Origin of the sequence: Arcobacter acticola (assembly GCF_013177675.1) — a bacterium.
Classification (GTDB): Bacteria; Campylobacterota; Campylobacteria; order Campylobacterales; family Arcobacteraceae; genus Aliarcobacter; species Aliarcobacter acticola.
Genome location: NZ_CP042652.1, coordinates 2,283,930 through 2,300,881, shown reverse-complemented (window position 1 = coordinate 2,300,881; position 16,952 = coordinate 2,283,930). Strand labels below are relative to the sequence as shown.

Annotated in this window: 22 protein-coding genes; 8 read left to right on the top strand and 14 right to left on the bottom strand. The window is 25.8% G+C overall.

Annotation, left to right across the window (positions count from 1 at the left end):
- The first annotated feature begins 2 nt into the window (after positions 1-2).
- The gene (locus AACT_RS11785) at positions 3-452 is read left to right on the top strand and encodes a Fur family transcriptional regulator (RefSeq protein WP_172127133.1); all 450 of its coding nucleotides are present in this window, start codon (positions 3-5) and stop codon (positions 450-452) included.
- A 31-nt stretch (positions 453-483) separates the two neighbouring features.
- Here the strand turns inward: AACT_RS11785 and AACT_RS11780 are convergent, their stop codons facing one another.
- The 4 genes from AACT_RS11780 to AACT_RS11765 all read right to left on the bottom strand — a co-directional run bounded on the left by AACT_RS11780 (position 484) and on the right by AACT_RS11765 (position 2,862).
- Entirely contained in the window at positions 484-981 is a 498-nt protein-coding gene (locus tag AACT_RS11780; RefSeq protein WP_172127131.1) for a flavodoxin, read from the bottom strand.
- A gap of 19 nt (positions 982-1,000) precedes the next feature.
- Complete coding sequence (locus AACT_RS11775) at positions 1,001-1,786, bottom strand: hypothetical protein (protein WP_172127129.1); 786 nt, start codon at positions 1,784-1,786, stop codon at positions 1,001-1,003.
- Positions 1,749-2,090 carry a DUF2325 domain-containing protein gene (locus AACT_RS11770; RefSeq protein WP_172127127.1) on the bottom strand — a complete coding sequence of 114 codons (342 nt, stop codon included), beginning with the start codon at positions 2,088-2,090 and terminating at the stop codon, positions 1,749-1,751. The genes AACT_RS11775 and AACT_RS11770 overlap by 38 nt, the downstream gene beginning before the upstream one ends.
- Positions 2,091-2,364: 274 nt before the next feature.
- Positions 2,365-2,862 (bottom strand): transglycosylase SLT domain-containing protein, encoded by a 498-nt coding sequence (locus AACT_RS11765; RefSeq protein WP_172127125.1) that lies wholly within the window; start codon positions 2,860-2,862, stop codon positions 2,365-2,367.
- An 86-nt stretch (positions 2,863-2,948) separates the two neighbouring features.
- Here AACT_RS11765 and AACT_RS11760 point away from each other — a divergent pair, with 86 nt between their 5' ends.
- The 3 genes from AACT_RS11760 (at position 2,949) to AACT_RS11750 (ending at position 4,501) form a co-directional block, all read left to right on the top strand.
- A complete protein-coding gene (locus AACT_RS11760) occupies positions 2,949-3,554 on the top strand; it encodes an ISAs1 family transposase (protein ID WP_172124435.1) in 606 nt (201 codons plus the stop codon).
- A gap of 64 nt (positions 3,555-3,618) precedes the next feature.
- Positions 3,619-4,122: a hypothetical protein gene (locus AACT_RS11755; protein WP_172124437.1), complete on the top strand. Its 504-nt coding sequence runs from the start codon at positions 3,619-3,621 to the stop codon at positions 4,120-4,122.
- Positions 4,123-4,294: 172 nt separating this feature from the next.
- Complete coding sequence (locus AACT_RS11750; RefSeq protein ID WP_172127123.1) at positions 4,295-4,501, top strand: hypothetical protein; 207 nt, start codon at positions 4,295-4,297, stop codon at positions 4,499-4,501.
- 15 nt (positions 4,502-4,516) lie between these two features.
- Here the strand turns inward: AACT_RS11750 and AACT_RS11745 are convergent, their stop codons facing one another.
- From AACT_RS11745 to AACT_RS11735, 3 genes are read right to left on the bottom strand one after another with little or no spacing between them, the layout of a single operon-like run.
- On the bottom strand, positions 4,517-5,242 hold the full coding sequence (locus AACT_RS11745) for a carbon-nitrogen hydrolase family protein (RefSeq protein WP_172127121.1): 726 nt from the start codon (positions 5,240-5,242) through the stop codon (positions 4,517-4,519).
- Complete coding sequence (locus AACT_RS11740; RefSeq protein WP_172127119.1) at positions 5,217-6,629, bottom strand: phosphomannomutase/phosphoglucomutase; 1,413 nt, start codon at positions 6,627-6,629, stop codon at positions 5,217-5,219. The genes AACT_RS11745 and AACT_RS11740 overlap by 26 nt, the downstream gene beginning before the upstream one ends.
- Positions 6,622-7,155 carry a methylated-DNA--[protein]-cysteine S-methyltransferase gene (locus AACT_RS11735; RefSeq protein ID WP_172127117.1) on the bottom strand — a complete coding sequence of 178 codons (534 nt, stop codon included), beginning with the start codon at positions 7,153-7,155 and terminating at the stop codon, positions 6,622-6,624. Before AACT_RS11735 ends, AACT_RS11740 begins: the two co-directional genes overlap by 8 nt.
- A gap of 41 nt (positions 7,156-7,196) precedes the next feature.
- Here AACT_RS11735 and AACT_RS11730 point away from each other — a divergent pair, with 41 nt between their 5' ends.
- Both AACT_RS11730 and AACT_RS11725 read left to right on the top strand, forming a co-directional pair.
- Complete coding sequence (locus AACT_RS11730) at positions 7,197-7,877, top strand: response regulator transcription factor (RefSeq protein ID WP_172127115.1); 681 nt, start codon at positions 7,197-7,199, stop codon at positions 7,875-7,877.
- Positions 7,867-9,186 carry an ATP-binding protein gene (locus AACT_RS11725; protein ID WP_172127113.1) on the top strand — a complete coding sequence of 440 codons (1,320 nt, stop codon included), beginning with the start codon at positions 7,867-7,869 and terminating at the stop codon, positions 9,184-9,186. The genes AACT_RS11730 and AACT_RS11725 overlap by 11 nt, the downstream gene beginning before the upstream one ends.
- A gap of 2 nt (positions 9,187-9,188) precedes the next feature.
- On the opposite strand, the gene ccoG is transcribed toward AACT_RS11725, so the two are convergent.
- Positions 9,189-10,502 (bottom strand): cytochrome c oxidase accessory protein CcoG, encoded by a 1,314-nt coding sequence (gene ccoG / locus AACT_RS11720; protein WP_172127111.1) that lies wholly within the window; start codon positions 10,500-10,502, stop codon positions 9,189-9,191.
- A gap of 150 nt (positions 10,503-10,652) precedes the next feature.
- Here ccoG and AACT_RS11715 point away from each other — a divergent pair, with 150 nt between their 5' ends.
- The gene (locus AACT_RS11715) at positions 10,653-11,360 is read left to right on the top strand and encodes a hypothetical protein (protein ID WP_172127109.1); all 708 of its coding nucleotides are present in this window, start codon (positions 10,653-10,655) and stop codon (positions 11,358-11,360) included.
- A 48-nt stretch (positions 11,361-11,408) separates the two neighbouring features.
- On the opposite strand, the gene AACT_RS11710 is transcribed toward AACT_RS11715, so the two are convergent.
- The 6 genes from AACT_RS11710 to AACT_RS11685 all read right to left on the bottom strand — a co-directional run bounded on the left by AACT_RS11710 (position 11,409) and on the right by AACT_RS11685 (position 16,524).
- A complete protein-coding gene (locus AACT_RS11710; protein ID WP_172127107.1) occupies positions 11,409-13,280 on the bottom strand; it encodes a glycoside hydrolase family 17 protein in 1,872 nt (623 codons plus the stop codon).
- Positions 13,281-13,341: 61 nt separating this feature from the next.
- Positions 13,342-14,574, bottom strand: coding sequence for a glutamate-5-semialdehyde dehydrogenase (locus tag AACT_RS11705; protein ID WP_172127105.1), 1,233 nt, complete (start codon positions 14,572-14,574; stop codon positions 13,342-13,344).
- Positions 14,575-14,604: 30 nt separating this feature from the next.
- On the bottom strand, positions 14,605-14,904 hold the full coding sequence (locus AACT_RS11700) for a hypothetical protein (RefSeq protein ID WP_172127103.1): 300 nt from the start codon (positions 14,902-14,904) through the stop codon (positions 14,605-14,607).
- Positions 14,905-14,969: 65 nt separating this feature from the next.
- Positions 14,970-15,731, bottom strand: a complete 762-nt coding sequence (gene thiD, locus AACT_RS11695; protein WP_172127101.1) for a bifunctional hydroxymethylpyrimidine kinase/phosphomethylpyrimidine kinase — start codon at positions 15,729-15,731, stop codon at positions 14,970-14,972.
- A complete protein-coding gene (locus tag AACT_RS11690; RefSeq protein WP_172127100.1) occupies positions 15,728-15,946 on the bottom strand; it encodes an XRE family transcriptional regulator in 219 nt (72 codons plus the stop codon). The genes thiD and AACT_RS11690 overlap by 4 nt, the downstream gene beginning before the upstream one ends.
- A 296-nt stretch (positions 15,947-16,242) precedes the next feature.
- On the bottom strand, positions 16,243-16,524 hold the full coding sequence (locus tag AACT_RS11685) for a peptidylprolyl isomerase (protein WP_172127099.1): 282 nt from the start codon (positions 16,522-16,524) through the stop codon (positions 16,243-16,245).
- Between the two features lie 111 nt (positions 16,525-16,635).
- Here AACT_RS11685 and AACT_RS11680 point away from each other — a divergent pair, with 111 nt between their 5' ends.
- Positions 16,636-16,950, top strand: coding sequence for a hypothetical protein (locus tag AACT_RS11680; RefSeq protein WP_172127098.1), 315 nt, complete (start codon positions 16,636-16,638; stop codon positions 16,948-16,950).
- Positions 16,951-16,952: the final 2 nt, after the last annotated feature.

Here is a 16,952-nt window from a genome sequence, read left to right as displayed (position 1 = left end):
TAATGTTAAATGAAAATAGTAATGAAGAAATAATAGATGAATTAAAAAAGATAGTAAAACAAAAAGGACTTAAATATACAGAACAAAGAGAGATTGTTTTAAGTGTCTTATTAGATGCTCAAGATCATTTAACTGCTGAAGAAGTATATAATGAGATTAAAAAAGAGCACACAGACTCAAATATTGGAATAGCTACTGTTTATAGAGCTCTTAGCTTTTTAGAAGAAGTTGATTTGATTACTTCTATTGCTTTTGGTACAGATGGTAAAAAATATGAAAGTAATGCAAAATCACATCATGATCATTTGATTTGTACAAATTGTGGTAAAATCATTGAGTTTATTGATGATGAGATCGAAAAAAGACAAGATAAAATAGCTAAAAAGAATAAGTTTAAAATAACTAGTCATTCAATGCAGTTATATGGAACTTGTGAAACTTGTCAAGAGTAGTATATTTATACTACTCTTTGATAAAATATTTTTATAAAATATCTTCTTTTATTTCATTTACCCAATTTTTAATTCTTTCATCTGTTAAATCACTTTGATTATCTTCATCAATTACTAATCCAACAAACTTATCATCAATTTGTGCTTTTGAAGCATCATGATAATAACCTTCGCTTGATGTAAAACCAATAACATTTGCATTCATTGATTTTACTTGCTCATAGATTAATCCTAGAGCACTACAGAATTCGTCACTATAACTTTCTTGATCACCTAATCCAAATAATGCAATTGTTTTAGAGCTAAAATCTAATTTACAAAAATCACCCCAAACATCTTCCCAATCATCATTTAATTCTCCATCTCCCCACGTTGATCCACCAAAAATTATTTTATCGTAATCATTGATTTTTTCTATTTTTGTTCCTGATAAATCAAATACTTCAATATTATTTAATGAAGAAGCTATTTTAGAAGCTATCTCTTCACTGTTCCCTGTACTACTTGCAAAAAATATTGCTGTTGCCATTTTATTTCCTTATTTTTAATTAATTTTTTATAATTGATCTTAAAGAGTAAGGTATTGCTTTTATTTGATACTCTTTATTTTTTAATTCATCCACATAAATAGGGATTTGTTTTTTAAAGTCATTGTTTTTTGGATAAGCTAAATATATTTGATAATATTCACCTTTTTTAATTGATTTTATTGCACTTTCTAATTCGTCTTGAATATTTGGTTTATTTACAATTATATCTTTCCATGAAGTGTAAATTTTCAAGCCAACAAAATCTTTTGTTTTAATACAAATAGCATTTCCTAAATCAATAACAGTTTTATCTGCATGAAGTTTCTTTATCTTTTTTAATACAAACTCATGAAATAATAAATGCTTATCAATAAGTACTTGCATCTTATTGTTTGTAAAACAAAGGGATATAAGTTTTGCGAGGGGAAGTAAATGATTATTTGAAATAACAATTGAATTTTTATTATTTGCATTTAAATAGTTATTAATTATTTTTGTAGACTTAATGCAAAGTTTAAAACTTCTATTTTTATATTTGTGTGTTTTTATATAACTAATTGGACTCATACTTTTTATTTTATATATAAAAGCATCTTGCAAAGATAAACTTGATAATTTCTTTTGTTCATATTTAGAAAAATGGCAATATGAATGTAAAATATTATTACTTAGATTTAAAAACATTTGTCTTAATCTAATTATTGAATTAAACTCATCAAAATCTTTTGGTAAATATTCTTCTTTATCACTAAATCCAATTAAATTTTTATTTAACATCTTTATCTCCAAAATTACAATTTGCATAACACTCTTTACAATCTTTAATACCCATAATTTTTACATATTCTTCATACACACAAGAAATTGATCTTTTTGCACAGATAAATGGTATATTTTTCTTCTTTGCTTCATTTTTATATTTAAGCATAGTATTGTGATTTAAAAAAGAAGTTAACATTACTATGCAATCAGTATTTAATGGAACTTTTTTCTTTGGAGCTGATGACTTTTTTCTTGCATCCCAATGATTTATTGTTTTAGCACCTAAAGACTCTAGCATTGAAGATATTTGAGAGATCTGATCTCCTCCAATAATTAATACACTCATTTCAAATCCTTTATTAACAAGTACAACCAGTTGGTTTTACTAAGTCATTTTTATTTTTTATACAATCAATCATTTTAAATCCTTCGTATTGATAATCATTATTGAATAGTATAGTAAGTAATCTTAAAGTATTATTAATATTAAGAATGATTATCAATAAACTAAGTATGTGCTAATAAAGATTGTTTTGTTTGTGTTTAAAATAAAAAAGATTTTTAATAGTGGATGATAAAGAAGAAGGGAATAACTAGGAGATTCCTAGTTAAAAAAAGTATTATACGTCGATTTTTTTTAATTCTCGTATTATTGAAGCTATTTCTTGTGAATAATCACGCGCAGCTTTACTATTGTATTTCCAACCGCCGTTGTAACTACTCCAAACTTTTGACCAATCATTTTTATGAATTTTTTGCCAATATACAAGTTCGTCTATTGCATTTTTAGTTGCAAATTTAAAATCTGAAATTAATTTCATTGCAAATTTGTTTCTATTCCATGAATTATCTTTTACATTTTCTCTGTCGATAACTGTTTTTAAATGTGCTTGGTATAAACCATAATCTTTAGTATCAACATTAACTAAGTATTTACCTAGGCTAGATTCTTTTATTGCTATAGCCATTAAAGAGTAACTAAGTCCGTGTTCTTGACCTTCTCTTTTGATTTCTTTTAGCGTTTCAATTTCATCTTGAGTTAATTTTTTAATGTCAAAATCTGCTGCAAAAATATTTGATATAAACATTAGAATAAGTAAAAAAACTTTCAATTTCATTGATTTCTCCTTATCCTCATCCACCAAAAACTCTTAATTAAGTAAATAGATAAAATCAGCTATAATAAGCATAAAAAAGAGATATTATGGCAAATAGATTTAGAGAGAAATTAGCAGAGAAAAGATCTAAAAAAGGTTATAAGGAAATAGCTTCTAAAAATAGATTATTGCAACTATTAGGTGAGATACCAGATCATAGAAAAGGTCAAGGTAAACTTCATAAATTGGAACATATTTTGTTTTTGTCAGTTATTGCACAATTAATGGGAGCAGTTAATTATAAAGAGATATGGGTATGGATTACAAAGCATATTCAAGATGATAAAATTAAAAAACTTTTAGGTGTAGAGTTTATAAAAACACCAGGAAGAAGTGCTATTGCAGAGATTTTAGCTGAAGTTAATTATCTAGAGTTAGAAAAAGTTTTTAGAATATGGATAAATGAATTGGTTGATACTTCTAATTTACCACAATTAGCTGTTGATGGTAAAGTTATGAATGGTAGTAGTGTAAATGCAAAACAATCAACACAAGTACTAAATGCAGTATTAGCAAATAGTGGAATAATATTAGCTCATAAAAAAATTGTAGAAAAATCAAATGAAGTACCCGCATTAAGAGAACTTATTGATGAATTAGATGATAGCTTTATATATACCTTTGATGCTATGAATAGTAAAAAAAACACTTGATAAAATTGAAAAGACAAATGATAATAAGTATTATTCTAAATTAAAAGGAAATCAAAAAAAGCTTTTGCAAAAAGCTATTAAAATATCCGATACACAAATACCTACAGATATCTATATATCTTCGTTAAAACAAGAAAGTAAATATCTTGTTCAAAGAAAAGTGTCTACTTTTACAAATGATAGTTGCTTTTACCATAATGGAATGACACATATAAAAACTATAATTAAAATTGATAAAACAATATACTCAAATAATAAAAAAACAGGTGAGATAAAAGAAATAGTAACAACATCATTTGCAATTGCAAACTTTAAAAATAGTGCAGAATTTTTCCATAATCTTCAACTCAATCATTGGAAAGTGGAGACAATGCACTTTTATAAAGATAAATCACTTTATGAAGATTTACATACTGCAAATATAAATCCAATGACTATGACAATATTAAGAAGCTTTGTTATAAATATTCTACACCTAAATAAAGTTAAATCTATCAAAAATCAGTTATTAGAAAACAGATGGGATTTAGATACTACTTTAGGATTATTATTAAAAATTTGTTTTTAGTGGATTGGAGTAATTTCTCCTTTGTTTTTTCTTAAATTAAGTCGGAATTATACTTTAAAAGTATAAAGTTGTCAAATTTGCCTATAATTTACTTGGATTTAAAGGCTGATTAATGTGATTTTTAGGTAGGTGCAACTATAATTTCAAAAATTTTTGTCAGAAGTAAAAAGTAGTGGAAAAGAAAGAATTTAAAAAAATTATCAAAGAAATTGGATTTTCTTCTCAAGGTAGATTTGCAGAAGAAATAGGTGTAAAAGCAAGTACTTTTACAACATATAAAATCATTCCTTCACATATAAAAAGAATAACAAGATTAGCTCTATTAGCTAAACAAAATGGTATTCCTTTAGATGAAATTAGAGATTCATTAAGAGTTTGAATAAATTTGATTTATTCAAAGCTCTTGGTTTAATCCAATATCGATATACTTTCTTGTTTTTTTAATCTCATCAAAATCAAATTTTGTTTTAATTATTTCAGAAAAATCATCTTTTATCACATTTCCAAATGGACTAATAATTGCACTTCCTTTTGCCATATTATCATCAGCACTATTGCAAGCAATAACAAAACACTGATTTACTAAAGCTAAAGCTTTTGAAATAGATTCATAATGATCTTTTCTTTTTAATCCCCACATGGAAGGATTTAATATAATATCAGCTCCTTTTACCTTTTCCCAAAGTCTTGGAAATCTAAGTTCAAAGCATATTAATGTAGCAATTTTAATTCCATTTATTTCTATGATTTTTATGTCATTTTCATTACCTGCATTAAAATGTTCAAGTTCATTTCCAAGTGGGAAAAGTTGCCTTTTAGATTGTGTATGAACAATTTTTTGATTATGAAAAATATGTAAAGTATTAAAAAAACTATCATTTTTTTGAGTTATAAATGTTAAAGCGATGATTTTATTAACACTAAGGGCTTTTATATCCTCTACAGCCTTTAATGAAAAGTTAGAAGTTTCAATCATTCTGTCATAAGAAAACCCGCTTAAAGCTAACTCAGGAGCTAAAATAAGTGAATCTTCTTCACATGAATTAATAAGCTCTTTTAAGTGTATTAGATTTTCTTCAAAATTAGGACTTGTTTTAATTTGTAATGCAATTAAGTTCATCTCTTACCTCTTGTATTAAATTTTCAACAGCTTTTTGATAACCAATAGCTGTCGCTTCTGTTGTAGCTTCATATTTTGTCATAATAAGAGCATTTGTATTTGAAGCACGAACTAAAGCCCAGCCGTATTCAAAATTTATTCTAAGACCATCTATTTGTAAAATATCTTTGATAATTGGAAATCCCCTTTGAACTTCTTTTAATTTCTTTTCAATTTTTTCAATGATTAAAAATTTTTTACTTTCAGACACAGATATCTCTATATTAGAACTTGTATACACTTTTGGAAGTTTATCTAGTTCTTTGTCTAAATCTATACCTTTTTGTATTAATTCTAATACTCTAAATGTTGCATAAATCGCATCATCAAAGCCATAATATCTGTCATTGAAAAATATATGTCCTGATACTTCTGCTGCTAGGTCTGCATTTAACTCTTTTAGTTTTAATCGTAGATTTGAATAACCTGTTTTATCCATAATAGTTTTTGTTGTTTGATTCATTTCATCAAAGATATTTTGCGAGTAACTAACTTCCCCAATAATAACTGGATTTTTCATAGTTTTTGAAAAAAGTAAAGCTAACATATCACCTTTGATATTATATTTTTGAGTTAAAACTGCAATTCTATCTGCATCTCCATCATAGGCAAATCCCAGATTATATTCATCTTTTAGTAATACTTTTAAATCTTCAAGATTTTTTTCATTTGTTGGATCTGGATGATGATTTGGAAATTCTCCATCAGGAACTAGGTGTAAACCCTTATAATTTAGATTCAATTTATCTAAAACTTCACATAAAACAGTATTTGCTACGCCATTCCCACAATCAATTATAAAAGGAATAGGGAAGTCTTTTAAATGTGAAAATTGATTTAACATATAATCTATATATAAAGATTTTGCATCTATTTTAATCACATCAAAATTATCAGCTATTTTTATTTCACTGTCTTTTGATATTTTTTCATATAAATCTATTAATTCATCACCAAAAAAAGGTTCATTGTTTATTGTTATTTTAAAGCCATTATATTTTTTTGCATTGTGACTTCCTGTTATCATAATAGAAGCAGTTGGTTTTATAGTTTTATTATTTATTTCATACTCTTGAAATGAAGCAAAATAGTTTACTCCAGTTGCTACAAGTCCTATATCTAAAACTTTACAATTTGATAGATTTATTCCTGAAATCAAAGCTTCAAAAAGCATTTGTGAGTGAGTTCTTATATCATAACCAACTATTATATATGGTGTGATTTGAGGATATTTTTCTTTTATAGTAAGACCTAGATAATATCCTATTAATTTACTATTTTCTTTTGTTAGTTGTTTATTAACAATACCTCTTATATCATATTGTCTAAAAATAATTTTATTAATCATTATTTGATTCTAATTTTAATAAAAATTCTTTTTTCTCAACTCCACCATTGTAACCACTAAGTTTTCCATTACTTGCAATTACTCTATGACATGGAACTAATATTGCTATCATATTTTGTGCATTCGCATTTGCTACTGCTCTATGGGCTTTATCTTGTTGTATATTTAAAGCTTGTTCTTTATAAGATATTGTTTTTCCATATGGAATATTTAATAGTTCTTTCCACGCTTTTACTTGAAAAGGAGAACCGATTAACTGTAATGGAATTTCAAATGTAGTTCTTTGTTTATTAAAATATTCATCTAATTGTTGTTTTAAAGCATCAAATATCTCACTATTCGCAGGAATAACATCCGCATTTAGTGTGTCTTTTAGTGTTTGAATCTTTGCTTCTATATTAAATGGTGTGAAAAAACAAAGCATTACAATGCCTTTTTTGGATGCTGCTGCAAACATTTCACCAATAGGTGTTGAAAATGTTGTTGTTGCTATTATTTCTTTTGTTTGTGATTTATATTCTCTCATAATGGAATATTAACATAATCATATATAAGATATAATATTATATGTTAAAAAAATACTACAAAAATATAAAAATTCTATATGTGGAAGACGATGAAATAGCTAGAGAAAATGGTATAGAATACTTAGAAAACTATTTTGAGTTAATCTACGATGCTAGTGACGCGATTAAAGCCTTACAATTATATGAAAAATACAAACCTGATATTATAATCACAGATATTCAAATGCCAAAATTAAATGGTTTAGAATTTGTAAAAAGAATTAGACAAAAAGATAAAAAAACTCAAGTTATAATTATTACAGCTTTTAGTGATAAAGACTATTTACTAAAAGCAATTGAGTTAGGTTTAGTAAAATATTTAGTAAAACCTGTACGTGAAAAAGAGTTTGAAGAAGCTTTGTTTTTATGTATAAATGCTCTAGAAAAAGATGAAACAAATATTATTCAATTAGATGAAATTACCTTTTTTGATACTTTTAATAAAAATCTTATTTCATCTAATGAAATGGTAAAACTAAGAGCAAAAGAGTTGAATTTTTTAGAGTTATTAATTAAAAATAAAAATAGATATGTAAGTTATGAAGAAATTGAAAACTATGTTTGGAATGATAGTGTTATGACAAAAGATGCTTTAAAAACATTAGTAAAAAATATAAAAACAAAAATACCAAAAGATTTAATTCTTAATCTTACAAATAGTGGATATAAAATTGCAATATGATATCAACTTAATCTTATTTTATGGGATTACTTTTGGAATATTAATAATGACTATTGTATATACTTTTATTAGATATATATACTCAAAAGAGATATTTTATATAAGTTACTGTTTTATGCAGATTTTTTCTTTAGTTTATATTGCAGCATTTAGCAATCTTTTTGAAATTAGTAGTTTTATTCAAGAATTATCTTTATTAATTGCTAGTATTAGTGCTGTACTTTTTGCAATTACTTTTTATGAAGGTAAGTTTTTGCCAAAAATTTCAAACTATAAAGAGCTAATAATTAATACCTTACTTTTAAATGTGGTTATATTAACAGCTTTTTATCACTATATGCTTTTTGAGTATATTCCTTATACTATTATATATGCAATTTTATTTATATCTATTGTTTTTAATTTAAAGCAAGGTTTTAAACCAACACTTATATATGTTCTTGGTTGGTCGATTTTTTGTATTTTATTATTTGCTTTTGATTTTAAAAATTACTACATACAAAAAGGGTATTTTGATATTGTATTAAGTGTATTTGCAATTGAAGCAATTTTATTTACTATTTCGGTTGGGTATAAATATAATGATTTGAAAAATCAAAATAAAAGTTTTGAAAAAATGGTTTTACAGCAATCTAAATTTGTAAAATCAGGAGAGATGATAGCAAATATAACCCACCAATTTAGACAACCTTTAAATAACATCTCTTATATTCTAATAAATCTAAAGAAAAAGTTTGAAAATAATAGTTTAGATGAAATATATTTTGATAAGAAGTTTATTCAAGCAAATAACCAACTTGAATTTTTATCAAAAACAATTGAAGATTTTAAAGAGTTTTATACAAATTCAAAAGATAAAAACAACTTTTCTGTAAAAGAAGCAATATCAAATGCTCTTACAATTTTATCGGCTGATTTAAAAAGTAACAATATAGAACTTGATTTAAAATTTGATACCTTTGAAGAGGTGGAAATTTTTGGAGTTAAAAGTGAATTTACTCAAGTTATACTCTCTATTATCTCAAATGCAATTGATGTTTTAAAAAATATTGAAAATCCAAAAATAAAAATACTTGTTTTTTCAAATAGTGCTGAGGTTACTATTAGTTTAGCAGATAATGGTGGTGGAATAAAAAGTAAAAATATAAAAAAGATATTTGAGCCATATTTTTCTACAAAAGAGCAAGGATTTGGAATTGGTTTATATTTAAGTAAAATGATAATTGAAGAGAGTTTCTTGGGAAAAATAAGTGTAGAAAACCAAAAAGAGGGGGCTGTGTTTTCCCTCTTTATTGAAAAAGCTCTTTGATTTTATGGATGAATAAAAGATATATTTTTAATTACTTTTAAACTTTCATTTAAAGTTTTTATTTCTATTTTAATATTTGCATTATCTTTTGATTTTACATAATCTTTTGTTGTTTCAATAATTAGAACTTTTTTGATTTTTTTGCCAGCATCTAATGCAAAACTTTCAAATCTTTTGATTTTATAATTTTTTTCATCTTCTAATTTTATATGAAAAATTAGAGTTTTATCTTGAGTATTATGAAATGTTAAAACATAGTTATTTGCAATTACACCATTTTCTTTTGTTTTATAAAGTTGTGTTGTTTTATTTACATTTACTAAAAAATCCTCTTTATCTAAAGAAAAATAAAATGCTAAAAATATACATAAAAATAAAGAGCTAAAATATGTGATATTTCTTTTTGTAAAAATTGATATATTTTTTTTATTTATTACTTTATTTGTACTTCCCCAATTTATTAATGATGGTTTATCAAACTTTTTCATAACATTAGCACAAGCATCACTACACTCTAGACAGTTTATACACTCAACTTGTAAACCTTTTCTTATATCTATATGAGTAGGGCAAATCTTAACACAGGCTTCACAGGTCGTACACTCATCATTGGCATTTAAATCTTTTAATTTAAATATTGATTTAACACTGTTTTCATAGATTTTTCCACCTCTTGTATAATCATAACTTACTTGTTTTGTATTATCATCATATAAAACAGATTGTATTCTTGAATAAGGACATATGTAAGTACAGAAATTTTCTTTCATAAAAACAATATCGTATATTAAAAAAACAGCAATTGATATAATAAATATAATCATAAAACTATGTTCACTTGGATTTTGAATATATGTAAAAAAATCTTCACTTGCTACAAAATAAAGCATAAAATTTGAAGCTATGATCAAACAAATAATACTCCATAAAACTATAGCTATATATTTTTTGATTTGATTGCTTCTTTTATTATAATTAATATCTTTTTGTTTGTTTTTTATTCTTCTTAAATCAAGAATTGTACTTTCTATTAAATCTCTGTATATAACTCTAAAAATAGTTTGAGGACAGCCCCAACCACACCAAACTCTACCAAAAATAGAAGTAATGGCAAAAATACCAATAAATAAAAACATAAGTAAAAACGGCATTACATAAAGTTCACTTACATTATAAACTATACCTAAAAAATGAAACTGTAATTTATCAAAAGATAGCAACAATAAGTGATTATTATTTAGTGTGATAAAAGGTATTACCATAATAAATAAGGTAATAAAAAAATAGACTAAATATCTTTTTTTTGAATAAGACATATAAAACTCCTTTGTTTTTTTTATGCTAATAAAAAATGGTGTTCCTTTGGTGGTATTTATTTTAAATTTATCAAAAAAAATAGCTTGAAATCTATTGCAAAATTATCTTATTATCTGTATACTTCCGCCAATTTATTAGAGGATGAAAAGGTGAAGAAATCAAAATATATATTTATATTTTTGTTAGTAGGTGTTGTTAATTTATTTGCTGCTGCAAATAGATATGATATAAAATCAGGTATGGTAGAATACGAAATTGTAGGAGAAGGTGATGTTGGTGGGAATTCTGCTGCTTTGAGTGGAACAAGTAAACTTTATTTCAAAGATTTTGGTAATGTTGAATTAACAGATGAAAAGATTCAACAAACTGTAATGAAAGAAATAGAAGAAGAAAGAACAGTTACTAAAATTATGGGAGATAAAATCTATAACGTAGATTTTACAGATGAAGTAACATATACTCAAAAAATGGTTATAGATGATGAAGAACCTACGTTAAATGTAAAAAACAAAGAAGCATTTATTTCAATGGGTGCAAAAAATTTAGGTGTTGAAAAAGTTTTAGGTTATGATTGTGATGTTTGGCAATTAGGTGAAGATAGAATTTGGGTTTATAATTCAGTTCCTTTAAAATTAATCACAAAATCTCTAGGTCTTGTTCAAATTCAAGAGGCAAAACTTGCAGTATTTAATATAACAATTAAAGAAGATAAATTTAAATTGCCACCTTTTCCAGTAAAAGCAATGGAAGAAATAATTGGAGATAATTATACGGAAGAAGCTTCATCTTCAAGTATTGAAGAAGAAAATAAAACTATTTCAAATCTTATTAAACAATCTGAAAAATCAAAAAAATAACTACTTAAAAGCTACTAGCTTGTAATTCTACAAGCTAGTAAAACTCTTTTAATCTTTTTTATTTGTAAGAAGATAAATACAAATAATAAATGCAATTGATCCTAAGAAAGGATTAGATAATACAATTGCACATGAACTAACCGCAAGAGCTATGATTGTAGTAGTTCTTTTATTTAAAACAAGAGCTATTAAGGCAACAACAAATGCTGTTATTCCTAAGTATCCAAAGTATAAGAATGCTCCAATAAAATCTTTTACTTTACAAGTTAATGTTCCTGCATAAAGATTACATTGTGTAGCGATTGCTTTATTATCCACAAATCCATATTTTAAAGCTAAAAATGCAGCAAAGAAAATTCCTATATAAATAGCTAATTCTCTAATTTGACAAAAAGAGATATTTTTACTTCCTCTATTTAAAATATATGCAAAAACTAAAGTAATAATAATCCACACATTAGAGAAAATATTTACAATGGTTTCATTGTAAATAGTATAAGCTGAAGAGATTATCACAAGTAAAGATAATACTTTTTCAAATTTACCAAAGTTTAATTCTGAAATTTTATTTCTGTAAGCCCATAAAAATGAAATAGCAGAAATCATAAATACATATATTTCAAAATTTTTATATCTTCCATCAAAAGCTAAACCAATATTTGTAATTAGCATTAATATTGCTGATGAATAAAATAATGAAATAGGAATTGAGTCATTTTCTTTATTTTTTACAATATTTAATAGGAAGAAATAGTAAATAGCAATATGTACTGCTAAAATCAACAATGCCCATATTTCTTCAAAAAATGTTCTTGTTGTTAAATTATATTGTTCAATTTGTAGAACAAATAGTATTGCAAATATAGTATTTACAGATGAAAATGCTATTAATCTTTTTGTTGATATTTCTTTATTTTTTAATAAAAATGAGAACAATAATATAAGTGCAAGTGTTCCAAATGCTAAATATTTATAGTTAGGAAAATTTGATACATCTCCTGCAAAAACATTTTTATCATTTCTATCTTTATCAAATAATCCCCAAAAACCACCAACAGCACCTTCACTTACTCTTTTCCATGGTTGATCAAATGCTTCAATGATATTATAATCCCAGTTGTTTTTAACTGCTAATTGTACAAACTCTCTTACAAATAAAGCTTGATTTATTTTACTTGGATGTGCATCTTCTCTCATTCTTCCTTCAGATGGCCAACCAGTTTCTCCTATTAAGATATTTTTATCTTTTAAGATACTTTCGACTTCACCTCTAACATCTGCTAAGTGATTAATTGCTCTTTTGATTCCCATTGGTTCATCTTCCCAATATGGAAGAATATGAATAGTTACAAAGTCTGTACTTTCTTTAATTGCTGGATGTTTTAACCAAAATTCCCAAACATCAGCATATGTAACTTTTATATTTGGAAGTGCTGCTTTTACTTGTTTTAAATACTCTAAAAGTTGTACATCTGATGTATCACCTCTTAATAAAACTTCATTTCCAACAATAACTGCTTTTACAATATCTTGGTTTTCGCTTGCTAGTTTAATTAAAGTATCTAACTCTTGTTTTGTTTGAACTTTATCTTTACTAACCCATGCACCCATAAGCATTTTTAAGTTGTTTTCTCTTGCAATTGCTGGAATCATTTCTAATCCAACAGTTGAATAAGTTCTAATACAATCTGTATATTTAGATAAAAGTTTTAGATCTTCTCTTACTCTATTGCTTGAAATAACCAAACCATTATCAAATAAAAATGGTGATTCATCTTTTGCAAAAGGTGCATAAGATACACATTGAAGTTTTGAAAAAGAGCTAGTATCATCTTTTAATATAGATACCGCTCCAAAATAGTACCAAAATAGTACCGCAGCAATTACGCTTGAAAGTGTTAATAATAATTTTTTTGTCATTCTCTCTCTACTAATTTATTTTATTTGTTTAAACACAAATTTCTAACATTTTATCTAAAAATTATCTGATTTGACCAGAACCATAAATTTTGTATTTAAATGTTGTTAAATCATTGATTCCCATAGGTCCTCTTGAATGAAGTTTATTTGTTGAAATCCCAACTTCAGCACCTAATCCAAAAGCTCCACCATCTGTAAATCTTGTACTTGCATTTGCATAAACACAAGCTGCATCAACTTCATTTAAAAATTTGTTTACGGTTGTATAATTTTCACTTAAAATTGATTCAGAGTGTCCAGAACCGTGTCTTTGAATATGAACAATAGCTTCTTCAACATTTTTTACTATTTTAATATTTAGTATATTTGCTAAATATTCTGTGTCATAATCTTCAAGAGTCGCTGGAATTGCTTTTATGAATTTAAGTGTTTCAGCACAGCCTTTTAAAATAGTCCCATATTCACTAAATGCATCTTCTAATCCATGTAAAATATATGGTGCAATATCTTCATGAATCAATAAAGTTTCCATTGAATTACAAACACCTGGTCTTTGACATTTTGCATTTATTGCTATATCTATGATTTTTGCAGGAGCTGCGTCTTTATCAACAAAAATATGACAAAGTCCTTTATCATGTTTAATAACAGGAATTGAAGAATTTTTACTTACATATTTTATAAGCTCTTCTCCACCTCTTGGCACTATTAAATCTACAAATTTATCTTGTTTTATAAGTTTTGCAACACCTTCTCTTGATGAATCAGGTAAAAGTGAAATAGCTTGTTCTGGAAGTTTATTTTTAGCTAAAACTTCTTTTAAAACAACAGCAATTGCTTTGTTTGAGTGTTCTGCTTCTTTCCCCCCTTTTAACACGCATACATTTCCACTTTTAAAACATAAAGCTGCTGTATCACTTGTTACATTTGGTCGGCTTTCATAAATTATACCAATTACACCAATTGGAATTGATACTTTTTGAATATTTAAACCATCTTTTGTAACCCAACCATCAAGTATTCTTCCCACAGGTTCCATTTGTGATGCTATTTGTCTAATTGCATCTGACATTCCTTGAACTCTATCACCTGTTAAAAGAAGTCTATCAAGTAAGGCATCATCTAAATTATTTAATATTGCATTACTCATATCTTTTTGATTATGCTCAATTATAAAATCACAATGATGCATTAAAGCATCAGCCATATCGTTTAGTACTTTATTTTTAACGGCAGTACTTAGGTTTGCAATAGTTCGGCTAGTTCTTTTTGCCTCTTCTAAAAATGTTTGCATTTCTATTCCTATATCATTTATTTTTTAATTTTATTTTTTATTATTAGGTACATATTTGAAGAATAAATATAAAACACCAAGCATTACTATAACTGTTAGAATACCTGTAAATGTTATTTCAACTTCTGGACCTGTACCTCTTTGGTAATTTTTTGGTAAAAATAAAAACATAGATGACAATAACATAAAGGATGATGTTATTACAGCAATTAAATGTGCGAAAACTTTATGTAATTTTGTGATATAAAAATCTTTTACCATTTTCCATGTTAAAAATGCTGCTGTTAGTACAATTAGTAGTACTATTATTTTGTCATATTGTGGTTCCATATTTTATCCCTTTTTTGATTTGCGTATTTTATGTATAATCTGCTTAAATAAGGCTTTGCTATGGCCTATAAATCATTAAGTGAGTGATTTATAGGTCCATTTCCAGCTCCAAGATTAGGCGCGTTTTTTATAGCATTGTAAATATAATCTTTAGATACTTTAATTGCGTCTTCTAAAGAGTAGTTTTTAGCAATTAAAGAAGCTATTGAAGAGCTATAGCTACAACCTGTTCCATGGGTATTTAATTCATTTGCTTTTGAACTTTCAAACTCTTTAATCTCTCCATCTTTTGTTAATAAAACATCAACTGTTTTATCTTGGCTTTCAATCATATTTTTAAATAAAATATTTGCTTGTGGCTTTTGAAGTTTTTTTATATCTTCAATGCAACTTACATCAAAAAAAAGCTTTGCTTCATATTTATTTGGTGTTATTAAATAACTATATTTAAATAAATCTTTTAAACTATTTACAGCTTCTTCATCTATTAATTTAGATCCAGCCCTTGAAATAGAAACAGGATCTAAAATAATAGGAATATCTAAATTTTTTATAGCTTTTTCTATTTCTAAAACTAATTTTTTTGAACCTAGCATTCCTATTTTTATACTTGCAACTTTAAAATCACTAAGTACACTGTTTATTTGTTCTTTTACAAAAGAGGGTTCAAGCACACATATTCCACTTACTCCTTTTGTATTTTGAGCAGTTACAGCTGTAATTGCAGTTGTCATAAAAACACCATGATATTGAGCACTTTTTATATCAGCTTGAATTCCAGCACCGCCACCACTATCGCTTCCGGCTATCGATAAAACTACTTTCATTCGCATACTCCTGTATTTTTTAACATCTCTTTTATTTGCTTGCATTTGTGATTATCAATATATAAATTCAGCCATGATTCAACCCAATAAGGAACGCTTCTACCGTTGTTTCCCCATGAATTTACACTTTGATATTTCAATCCTAAATGTTCTGAAAAGGTGCGTTTATTGAAATTAGCTTTTTTTAATAATGATTTAAAATTATCTTTATCCATTTGGCTCCAATTAAAAATATGCATAAGTATATCATAAAAATAATATAAATATATATATGCATATAAAATTAAGTAAAATATTATAAAATTTTGGCTATAATTTATTTAGAAAAATCAAGGAATACAAAATGAGAATAAAAGCATTTTTAACAAGTGGTAGATTTAAGATTATTAATGTGTTTAAAATTGATGATATGAAGACTATTGCTTCTGTTTATCCAAGATGGGAATATGTTTTATAAGATTTTTTAGAAATATTAAGTTTTAAAAAAGTATTTGAGGATTTTTAATAATGGCTAGTATCTAGCCATTATTTCTATTAGATGAAAACCAAATTGAGTTTTTATTGGTCCGTGTATTTTATTTAAATCTTGAGTAAAGACTATATTGTCAAATTCTTTAACCATATCTCCCTTTTGGAAAGTCCCAAGACTCCCTCCTCTTTTTGCAGAACCACATTTTGAAAATTTTTTTGCTGCTTTTTCAAAGGTAATTTCATTGTTGATTATCTCTTTTTTTAGTTTTCTTGCTAACTTTTCATTATTTAGAAGAATGTGTCTTGCTGTTGCTTTTGACATTTTTAACCCTATATTTTCTTTTTATTTTATCAAAGTTGTATTGATATTTTCTTGATTATGTTTTCATTAATAGTTAAATGATAAAATAAAAGAAAATAAATTGGAAAAATCATGGGAATAAAAGATACTTTAAAAGAAAATTCAAACAAATTATTAAATATAGCAAGTGAAAATGCTACAAAAGCATTTGATTATCCAAAAATAAAAAGCCTACAAATAAAAGAGGCTGTAAACTTAAAAATAAGAGAAAAAGCTGTACTTGCAACAAAAGCTAGACTTGTTGAAAATCACAAAAGTTTTGATGATTACACAGATGAACAACTTGAAATAATAATTGCAGATGAAGAGAGAAAAATTGTAGATGATTTAAAAACAAAATCCCTTGTAGTTGCCCTTGCTGCTCTTGGTTTAAATTTCTTTGTTTAGGA

Excerpts from the sequence above, each read along its gene's own strand:
- AACT_RS11745 (WP_172127121.1), bottom strand. The coding sequence starts at position 5,242 with ATGAACTTAATTGCATTACAAATTAAAACAAGTCCTAATTTTGAAGAA.
- ccoG (WP_172127111.1), bottom strand. The coding sequence starts at position 10,502 with ATGTCTTATTCAAAAAAAAGATATTTAGTCTATTTTTTTATTACCTTA.
- AACT_RS11740 (WP_172127119.1), bottom strand. The coding sequence starts at position 6,629 with ATGATTAATAAAATTATTTTTAGACAATATGATATAAGAGGTATTGTT.
- thiD (WP_172127101.1), bottom strand. The coding sequence starts at position 15,731 with ATGAAAGTAGTTTTATCGATAGCCGGAAGCGATAGTGGTGGCGGTGCT.
- AACT_RS11710 (WP_172127107.1), bottom strand. The coding sequence starts at position 13,280 with ATGACAAAAAAATTATTATTAACACTTTCAAGCGTAATTGCTGCGGTA.
- AACT_RS11705 (WP_172127105.1), bottom strand. The coding sequence starts at position 14,574 with ATGCAAACATTTTTAGAAGAGGCAAAAAGAACTAGCCGAACTATTGCA.
- AACT_RS11730 (WP_172127115.1), top strand. The coding sequence starts at position 7,197 with ATGTTAAAAAAATACTACAAAAATATAAAAATTCTATATGTGGAAGAC.
- AACT_RS11770 (WP_172127127.1), bottom strand. The coding sequence starts at position 2,090 with ATGAGTGTATTAATTATTGGAGGAGATCAGATCTCTCAAATATCTTCA.
- AACT_RS11700 (WP_172127103.1), bottom strand. The coding sequence starts at position 14,904 with ATGGAACCACAATATGACAAAATAATAGTACTACTAATTGTACTAACA.
- AACT_RS11785 (WP_172127133.1), top strand. The coding sequence starts at position 3 with ATGTTAAATGAAAATAGTAATGAAGAAATAATAGATGAATTAAAAAAG.
- AACT_RS11760 (WP_172124435.1), top strand. The coding sequence starts at position 2,949 with ATGGCAAATAGATTTAGAGAGAAATTAGCAGAGAAAAGATCTAAAAAA.
- AACT_RS11680 (WP_172127098.1), top strand. The coding sequence starts at position 16,636 with ATGGGAATAAAAGATACTTTAAAAGAAAATTCAAACAAATTATTAAAT.
- AACT_RS11780 (WP_172127131.1), bottom strand. The coding sequence starts at position 981 with ATGGCAACAGCAATATTTTTTGCAAGTAGTACAGGGAACAGTGAAGAG.
- AACT_RS11685 (WP_172127099.1), bottom strand. The coding sequence starts at position 16,524 with ATGTCAAAAGCAACAGCAAGACACATTCTTCTAAATAATGAAAAGTTA.
- AACT_RS11765 (WP_172127125.1), bottom strand. The coding sequence starts at position 2,862 with ATGAAATTGAAAGTTTTTTTACTTATTCTAATGTTTATATCAAATATT.
- AACT_RS11735 (WP_172127117.1), bottom strand. The coding sequence starts at position 7,155 with ATGAGAGAATATAAATCACAAACAAAAGAAATAATAGCAACAACAACA.
- AACT_RS11690 (WP_172127100.1), bottom strand. The coding sequence starts at position 15,946 with ATGGATAAAGATAATTTTAAATCATTATTAAAAAAAGCTAATTTCAAT.
- AACT_RS11775 (WP_172127129.1), bottom strand. The coding sequence starts at position 1,786 with ATGCAAATTGTAATTTTGGAGATAAAGATGTTAAATAAAAATTTAATT.